Here is a 263-nt window from a genome sequence, read left to right as displayed (position 1 = left end):
ATAGCCTGAACGAGCGGACCGAAAAACAATGCCACAATAAACAGTGCAGCGACCGTTAAAGACGTTAGCCCGGTTCTTCCGCCAGCAGCAACCCCAGATGATGATTCAATATAAGCTGTCGTTGGGCTTGTTCCAAACATAGAACCAATCGTCGTTGCAGCAGAGTCAGCGAGCAAGGCTCTTCGTACCTTTGGCAGCTGGCCTTTTTTCATGAGTCCTGCTTGTTCAGCCACTCCGATCATTGTGCCCGTTGTATCAAAAAT

At 49.0% G+C, this 263-nt stretch carries 1 protein-coding gene; it reads right to left on the bottom strand.

Going from position 1 to position 263, the window contains the following annotated elements; translation table 11 throughout:
* On the bottom strand, positions 1–263 hold a 263-nt coding region (locus tag SB658_RS24805; RefSeq protein WP_410603061.1), incomplete at both ends, for a solute carrier family 23 protein.

Origin of the sequence: Bacillus sp. SIMBA_008 (assembly GCF_046535495.1) — a bacterium.
GTDB classification, from domain to species: domain Bacteria; phylum Bacillota; class Bacilli; order Bacillales; family Bacillaceae; genus Bacillus; species Bacillus subtilis.
This window is presented reverse-complemented; position numbering and strand designations above follow the sequence as displayed.